This is a genomic window from uncultured Campylobacter sp. (assembly GCF_937973075.1).
Lineage (GTDB): Bacteria > Campylobacterota > Campylobacteria > Campylobacterales > Campylobacteraceae > Campylobacter_B.
On sequence record NZ_CALBWL010000032.1, the window covers coordinates 24,068 to 30,690 of the forward strand.

At 45.9% G+C, this 6,623-nt stretch carries 8 protein-coding genes; all 8 read right to left on the reverse strand.

What is annotated here, in order from left to right; all coding sequences use genetic code 11:
• Window positions 1–40: 40 nt before the first annotated feature.
• Complete coding sequence (locus Q0274_RS04100; protein WP_298027903.1) at window positions 41–823, reverse strand: hypothetical protein; 783 nt, start codon at window positions 821–823, stop codon at window positions 41–43.
• 144 nt (window positions 824–967) lie between these two features.
• Window positions 968–1,612, reverse strand: a complete 645-nt coding sequence (locus Q0274_RS04105) for a hypothetical protein (protein WP_298027905.1) — start codon at window positions 1,610–1,612, stop codon at window positions 968–970.
• Between the two features lie 98 nt (window positions 1,613–1,710).
• Window positions 1,711–2,406, reverse strand: a complete 696-nt coding sequence (locus Q0274_RS04110) for a hypothetical protein (protein WP_298027906.1) — start codon at window positions 2,404–2,406, stop codon at window positions 1,711–1,713.
• A 108-nt stretch (window positions 2,407–2,514) separates the two neighbouring features.
• A complete protein-coding gene (locus Q0274_RS04115) occupies window positions 2,515–2,760 on the reverse strand; it encodes a hypothetical protein (RefSeq protein WP_298027908.1) in 246 nt (81 codons plus the stop codon).
• A gap of 143 nt (window positions 2,761–2,903) precedes the next feature.
• Window positions 2,904–3,110 carry a hypothetical protein gene (locus Q0274_RS04120; protein ID WP_298027909.1) on the reverse strand — a complete coding sequence of 69 codons (207 nt, stop codon included), beginning with the start codon at window positions 3,108–3,110 and terminating at the stop codon, window positions 2,904–2,906.
• Between the two features lie 493 nt (window positions 3,111–3,603).
• Window positions 3,604–4,368, reverse strand: a complete 765-nt coding sequence (locus Q0274_RS04125; RefSeq protein WP_298027911.1) for an ABC transporter ATP-binding protein — start codon at window positions 4,366–4,368, stop codon at window positions 3,604–3,606.
• Window positions 4,352–5,332 (reverse strand): iron ABC transporter permease, encoded by a 981-nt coding sequence (locus Q0274_RS04130; RefSeq protein WP_298027912.1) that lies wholly within the window; start codon window positions 5,330–5,332, stop codon window positions 4,352–4,354. The genes Q0274_RS04125 and Q0274_RS04130 overlap by 17 nt, the downstream gene beginning before the upstream one ends.
• The gene (locus tag Q0274_RS04135; RefSeq protein ID WP_298027914.1) at window positions 5,332–6,378 is read right to left on the reverse strand and encodes an ABC transporter substrate-binding protein; all 1,047 of its coding nucleotides are present in this window, start codon (window positions 6,376–6,378) and stop codon (window positions 5,332–5,334) included. The genes Q0274_RS04130 and Q0274_RS04135 overlap by 1 nt, the downstream gene beginning before the upstream one ends.
• Between the last annotated feature and the right edge of the window lie 245 nt (window positions 6,379–6,623).

Here is a 6,623-nt window from a genome sequence, read left to right on the forward strand (position 1 = left end):
AATTTTAAAAATTTTGCGAAATTCCATCTTGCGAGTAGAGTTAGAATTTAAATCCGGGGTTGCCTGGGCGTCTTGCGACGGTCGTATCATCTGCGCTCGCCTTGGAAGCGGGCTTTTTCGCATCGTTCGCGTCTGATTTCTTAAAAGCGGCGAGTTTGCTGTAAATGCTCAGTTTTTCGCCGTCCGCGCCTAGCTTAGCGTCGTCAAGCTTGCTAGAATTTTCCGCGCCGCATAACCTTGCGGGGTTGAATTTTATCCACGATATGATTAGCAAAATCCCCGAAAACGCTGTTACCAGCGACGCTGCGATTAGATACGGCAGCGCGAGGATTACGCCTATTTTAGCTAGCGCGCCCAATACTACTTCGCAGGGCCATGCCACGGACACCACTATGCCGTAGATTTTAAATAAATCCACGCCACTAAGTGTGGCTAGGCGGCAGTTTAATACGCCCCAGATTATCACCGCCGCGCACGTTGAAAGGACGTAGAGCAGGGTGTAGAGTAGACCTAGCATCGCGCCCTCTTTTAGCGCTACTACCATGGCGCAGTAGCACAAAATCGCGACGATCGGGATGCTTTCTATCAGCCTATAGGTCTTAACGAAGCGCACGCCTAGCGCCTTTTCTAGGCAAACGAAGCAGTCGTAAAATATCGCTAGCGTCGCTAGTAGCGCTAAAACTCTAAAAATCGCGACTGCGTCCTCGTCTATGTCGCTTACGCCCACCGTGCCGCTTATGCCGATGCCTAGCAAAATCACGGCACCTAAAACTCCGCGGAATTTCGCCTTGCGAAGCAGATCTTGCTTTGAAATTTCTTTCATTTTTATCCTTTGAATTTTCTAAATTTACGCGCTATCTTGCAGCTTCGCTGCGTGCGGCGACGCTGTGCCGGATGGCGCGGCTTGGACATTGCGGTTTAAGACTTGTAAAAGCGCGCGGTCGCTGCAAAACGAAAGCGCTTCGGCTTAGGCGAGCTTTTCTATCTTGCTCCAGGCTAGCAGGTGCACGATGCTAGTTATTATAAGAGCGACAAACGGCAAAAATTCCTTAAACGATGTGATGACTAAAGCCGCAACCGAATCGTCAGTTTGTGGCTTGGAGGTAGCCAAACCGAAGGGCCCTGCGCCACATAGCCAATTTAGCGCGAAAAACCCCACGCAGAGCCATACATAGATGCGAAAGGCGCTCACGCCGCTTACTCGCGCCAAAGAGAAATTTATGCGAAGCCACGCTACGATTATGTAGATCGCGGCTGCGGGCACCGCTAAATTCGATATCGTCTCTCCTATCATCTCTTTCATCGTTACTTCTCTGTAACAACCTGCCGGATAAAATAATAGAAGTGCCACGAAGCATATGCAGAGGATAACGCAGTTGCGGTAAAGCGCCGCCGCTTTTATGCCGCTAAGCTTTGAAATTTTGCGGAGCGCTCTTAGCCTATAAATCACCGAGAGGCAGATAAGAGCGATAAAAATTCCGCTGACTATCAAGAACATTCCGCCGGAAGCAAGACCTATTACTTTAAAAACCGCGAGCGCCACCGCCAAAAGCAGATCAATGCCAGTGCTAATCATCCCTTCTCTTTTTACCTGAGATACGAGATCTTGCATACATAAGCCTTTTTGAAATTTATCCCGAAGTGTAAAACGCTAATCAAACCGAAAAGAGCGAAATTTTATCGTGACAAGAGGTTTATGAAATTTAAAATTTAAACCTCTGCGCTTATCTTTTCTATCTTGCTCCAGGCTAGCAGGTGCACGATGCCAGTTATCACAAGAGCGATGAACGGCAGGAGCAGTTTAAGCATTACGACGGCAATAGCCAAAGCTGAAACCTGCTCGGTCCGCGGCTCGGAGGAAATGGCTATAGCAATAATCGCTACGTTGCATAGTATGTTTAGCACAAAAAGTCCCACACAGAGCCACACATAAGTCCGAAAGGTACTTACGCCACTTACGCGCGCAAGCGAAAAATTTATGCGAAACCATGCGACGATTATGTAAATAACGCCTACGAAAAGTGCTAGTCCAAATATCGCCGCAAATGGATTATCACTCTGCCTGCCGTCTGCGTCAGGCTCCCTCGGATAAAGGTGATTGAGTACGAGCACTAGCGCAAAAAAGCAGACGCAGATTATTATGCAGTTGCGGTAAAGAGTCGCTGCTTTTATACCGCTAAGCGCTGAAATTTTTCGGAGTGCCTGCAATCTGAAAAATGCCGAAACACAAATAAAAGCGATCAAAATTCCGCTAGCGATATAATTTATTTCGTCACCCACAAACTTGGGCTCATTGTAAGAGATATATCCTACCACGATAAAAACCGCGGGTAGCGCCGCTAAAAACAGATCAATGCCGGTGCTGATCATCCCTTCTTTTCTTGCCTGAGATACAATGAATTGCATATATAAACCCTTTTTAAAAATTTGACCCGAAGTATATATAAACAAACATAAAATATAAATTAAACCGAAAAGATCGGAATTCTATCGCGACAAGATATTTGCGAAATTCTAAACTTTTACGCTTATCTTTTCTATCTTGCTCCAGGCTAGCAGGTGTACGATGCTAGTTATTATGAGGGTTATGGGGAATATCAAATGGTATAGTGCATTTAATGGAAAAAAGATGACGCAGAACCACACATATGTCTCAAAGATCCCCACGCCGCTTACGCGCGCTAGAGCAAAATTTATGCAAAACCACGCTACGGCTATGTAAATTGCGCCTGCAAACGCTATCAAAATGCACAATATCATTGCCAAATGCTTGTATGAGATCGATAAAGGAATCTATAAAAAGATGCTTGTTATGGCAATGACACAGATGCAGACAATTATGCAGTTGCGGTAAAGCGCCGCCGCTTTTATGCCGCTAAGCATTGAAATTTTGCGGAGCGCTCTTAGCCTGAAAAATACCGAAACACAAAAAATAGCAAAAAAATTCCGCCAGTGATGATACAGGTAGCCGTCTTGTTGGTGCTAAGCCCTAGCATATCGTCCTTAGCAATATCTAGCGCAACTAAAGTCGCAGGCACCGCCGCTAAAAACAGATCAATGCCGGTGCTGATCATTCCCTCTTTTCTTGCCTGAAATACGAGATCTTGCATAATAAGCCTTTTTAAAATTTATCCCGAAGTATACATAAATCGATGTAAAGCAGGAATTAAATAGCTAAATTTAAAATTTTAAATTTTATCGCGGTCAAGTTTGCAGACTGCGGAATTTCAGGAATTCTACCAGAGCGAGAATAAGATTCCGTCGCGGGATTTTAAAACGGAATTTCACCTATGGATTTGCGAGGTAGAATTTCGTGGTGGAATTTCAAATCTCAAGCGATAGCATACTTTCATAGCACGCTTCAAAAGCCGGCAAGCCGCAGGTAGAATTCCGCTATGAGATTTCTGATCGGAATTCCGCGGTAAAATTTCACTATGGAATTTAGACTGGAATTCTAAGGCAAAACCTCGATATAAAATTTTAATCAGAATTTCAAGACGGCATTTCAAAACAAAATTTCGCGATTTAAATTTCACTCAAGACAAAATCCCGCGATTTAAAATTTCGCGCCGATTGATGAGTTGCTTTGTCGCGCCACTCGCACTACCTCACCTGCGTGCTGAAAATTTGCGTGATGCTGGGTATTTGCTCGCCCGCAACGTCAAATTCCGCCGTCTTGATCTGTACGCCGTAGAGCGAGCTAAGCGCGGCTTCGGTTAAAATTTCGTTGCTTGCGCCGTAGTTGTAGCTAAGATCATTTCGCAAGATCAGTGTGCGATCGGCGACAGCTAGGGCATGGTTAGGCTGGTGAGTGGTAAAAACTATGCTAGCATCGCTATTTGAGCGTAGATTTGCGATGAGGCTTAGCACGCGGTCTTGGTTTTTGATATCAAGCGCGCTGGCAGGCTCGTCCAAAAACAGCACGTCGCTACCGCTAGCTAGGGCTCTAGCAAAGAGCACGAGCTGCCTCTGCCCGCCGCTAAGGGCGTTAAAGCTGCGCTTTTGCAGATGGGTGACGCCTAGCGTATCCAGAGCGTCAAGGCAGATTTGAATATCCTTTTTGCCCGGTTTTGAAAAGAGGGAGATCTCGCGTACCCGCCCCATCAGTACGATGTCAAGCACGCTGTAATCAAACGCGACGTTAAAGCTCTGCGGCAAGAAAGCAAATTTTGCCTTGCGCACGATCTCGCCTTCTTTAGGCTGCAAAATCCCCATCATACACGACATTAGCGTGCTTTTACCTTGCCCGTTTAAGCCCAAAATCGCTAATGTTTGAGAGCTGGCAAGCTCGAAGCTTAAGTTGCGAAAGCAGAATTTTTCCGCCTCGTAGTAAAAGCCAGCGTTTTTTACCTCAATTAGATTTTGCATTTTTGGCGCTCCTTTTTAGAAGTAGGGCAAAGATCGGGCTTCCTATGAGAGCGGATAGAATTCCTAAAGGAATTTCGGCGCTACTTAGCGAGCGAGATAGATCGTCTATTGCCAGCATAAAGATCGCTCCTGCGATGAAGCAGGCAGGCATTAGCTTCACGTGGTCGCTGCCCGCGATGAGCCTGGTGGCGTGTGGCACCACAAGACCTACCCAGCCGATATTTCCGCTGACGCTAACTTGTACGGCGATCAGAGCAGTGCAAAGCGCTAGGATCGTGCAGCGCAGAAATTTAACATCCACGCCTAGCACGCGCAAATCATCATCATTTAGGCTGAGTAGATTAAACCGCCATCTCAGCGCGATTAAGACTGCAGAAGCGGGCAGGGCGATCGCGCACATCAAAATTACTTTATCGTATCCTGCGCTTACGAAGCTTCCTAGTAGCCAAAAGACGATATTAGGTAACACTTCCTCATCGTCTGCTAGATACTGCACTAAGCTCGTAAATGCGGCAAATACGCCGTTAATGACTATACCTGCCAAAATGAGTGAGAAAATATCAGCGCGTGCTACGAATTTTGCCAAAAGATAGAGCAAAAATAGTGCTGCAAGCCCGAAGCAAAATGCAAAACCCGCAAGCCATAAGCCGCTCAATCCTAGCAAGATACAAAGCGCGCCGCCGAATGCCGCTGCGGTGCTAACGCCTACGATGTGCGGACCAACGAGTGGGTTTTTAAATACCGCCTGCAAGCTCAAACCCGCGATAGCAAGCGCTCCACCGCAAAGGCTGGAGAGTAGAATGCGCGGAATTCTAACATCCATCATCACACTTTTAGCGGCTTCATCGCCGCCTCCGCTAAAGAGAATTTTAAAAATTTCTCCTAACGGTATATGAAACTGCCCACTAGCGAGCGAGATTAGCGCCAGCACTACCCAAAAAAGAAGCAGGATTAGGTTCAGCATTATTTTTGATATTTGACGCGGTAAAATTTCTCGTAGAATTCCTCTACTTTTTTATCAAAGTTTGCGTCCTTAAAATTTTGCGGATAAAGTTTCATCGCAAGCCATTCCTCACCAAGCGCCATCGCTTCAGCAGTCGGATGCCCCCAGGCTTTAACGAATTCAGGCATTAGATAAATTCTATCCTCTTTCACGGCGCTAAGACCTTTTAATGCAGGGTTTGCTTTAAGTTCGGCAGGTACTTGAGGATAGCGGTTTTGCACTAAGATAATCTGTGGATTCCATGCTAAAATTTGCTCCGGCGAAACCTGCTTGTAGCCCTTTATATCCGCAGCGGCGACGTTCGTCGCGCCCGCCCTTGCTAGCATTACGCCAGTATATTTACCGCTACCGTAGGTCGTAAGATCGGGATTTGCCATATAAACTCTAGGTCTTTTATCTACGATAAAATTGCTAAATTTGGCATTTAAATCAGCTTGTGATTTTCTAACGAAATCTATCAGCTCAGCGGCATCCTTTTCGTGATTGCTTAGTTCGCCTAGAATTTTAACCCCCTCGTAAAAGCCCTCATCGTAAGCAGCGAAGCTATCGCGTTCATCTTTAAAGGTCGGATTTAGCTTAGCTTTTTCCTCTTGTGCAGAGCTAAAAAACGAAATGCCTACGACTGGGATTTTTAACTCCTCCATTTTAGCGATATATTCTTTAGGGAAGTAGTTGACCACTACGACCGCATCGGGCTTTAGACTAAGCAGAGCTTCGTAATTGACATCTTTGATATCGCCCGGATTAGGTAGGTTTTTAAAACTCGGCGCCAAGCGATTATACTCTTTGCCTAGGCGCTGCTCCCAGCTTTTTAGGATGCCTACGACCTTATCTTGGGCGTTGATTTCGTTTAAGACATTGAGCGCTTCGTGGTGTAGCACGACGATACGATTTACTTGATCCGGGATCGTGACCTTACGACCGAGCTGATCGGTAATCGTGCGATCTGCAAAAGCCAGGCTAGCGCAAAGCGCTGCGCCAAGAAGGATTGAGTGAAGTTTAAGCATTTTTTCTCCTTGAAAATTCCGCTAAAATATGCGGGGTTAGAATAGCGGAATTATAGCCGATCGGTATAAAATCCAGATAAATTTTTATATAAATTTCATTTTGTCGTGGGGGATTTCAGATGCTTTCGTAGGGCAGAAATTTGCGATTTTACGCAAAATTTCGCTATTAAAAATTTCCACCCGTCTCCTCTAGGCTCACAGGATACTGCCCTATGCCCAGCGATACCGCAAATAGCAGGACCCAG

Excerpts from the sequence above, each read along its gene's own strand:
- Q0274_RS04120 (WP_298027909.1), bottom strand. The coding sequence starts at position 3,110 with ATGCAAGATCTCGTATTTCAGGCAAGAAAAGAGGGAATGATCAGCACC.
- Q0274_RS04130 (WP_298027912.1), bottom strand. The coding sequence starts at position 5,332 with ATGCTGAACCTAATCCTGCTTCTTTTTTGGGTAGTGCTGGCGCTAATC.
- Q0274_RS04100 (WP_298027903.1), bottom strand. The coding sequence starts at position 823 with ATGAAAGAAATTTCAAAGCAAGATCTGCTTCGCAAGGCGAAATTCCGC.
- Q0274_RS04115 (WP_298027908.1), bottom strand. The coding sequence starts at position 2,760 with ATGATATTGTGCATTTTGATAGCGTTTGCAGGCGCAATTTACATAGCC.
- Q0274_RS04135 (WP_298027914.1), bottom strand. The coding sequence starts at position 6,378 with ATGCTTAAACTTCACTCAATCCTTCTTGGCGCAGCGCTTTGCGCTAGC.
- Q0274_RS04105 (WP_298027905.1), bottom strand. The coding sequence starts at position 1,612 with ATGCAAGATCTCGTATCTCAGGTAAAAAGAGAAGGGATGATTAGCACT.
- Q0274_RS04110 (WP_298027906.1), bottom strand. The coding sequence starts at position 2,406 with ATGCAATTCATTGTATCTCAGGCAAGAAAAGAAGGGATGATCAGCACC.
- Q0274_RS04125 (WP_298027911.1), bottom strand. The coding sequence starts at position 4,368 with ATGCAAAATCTAATTGAGGTAAAAAACGCTGGCTTTTACTACGAGGCG.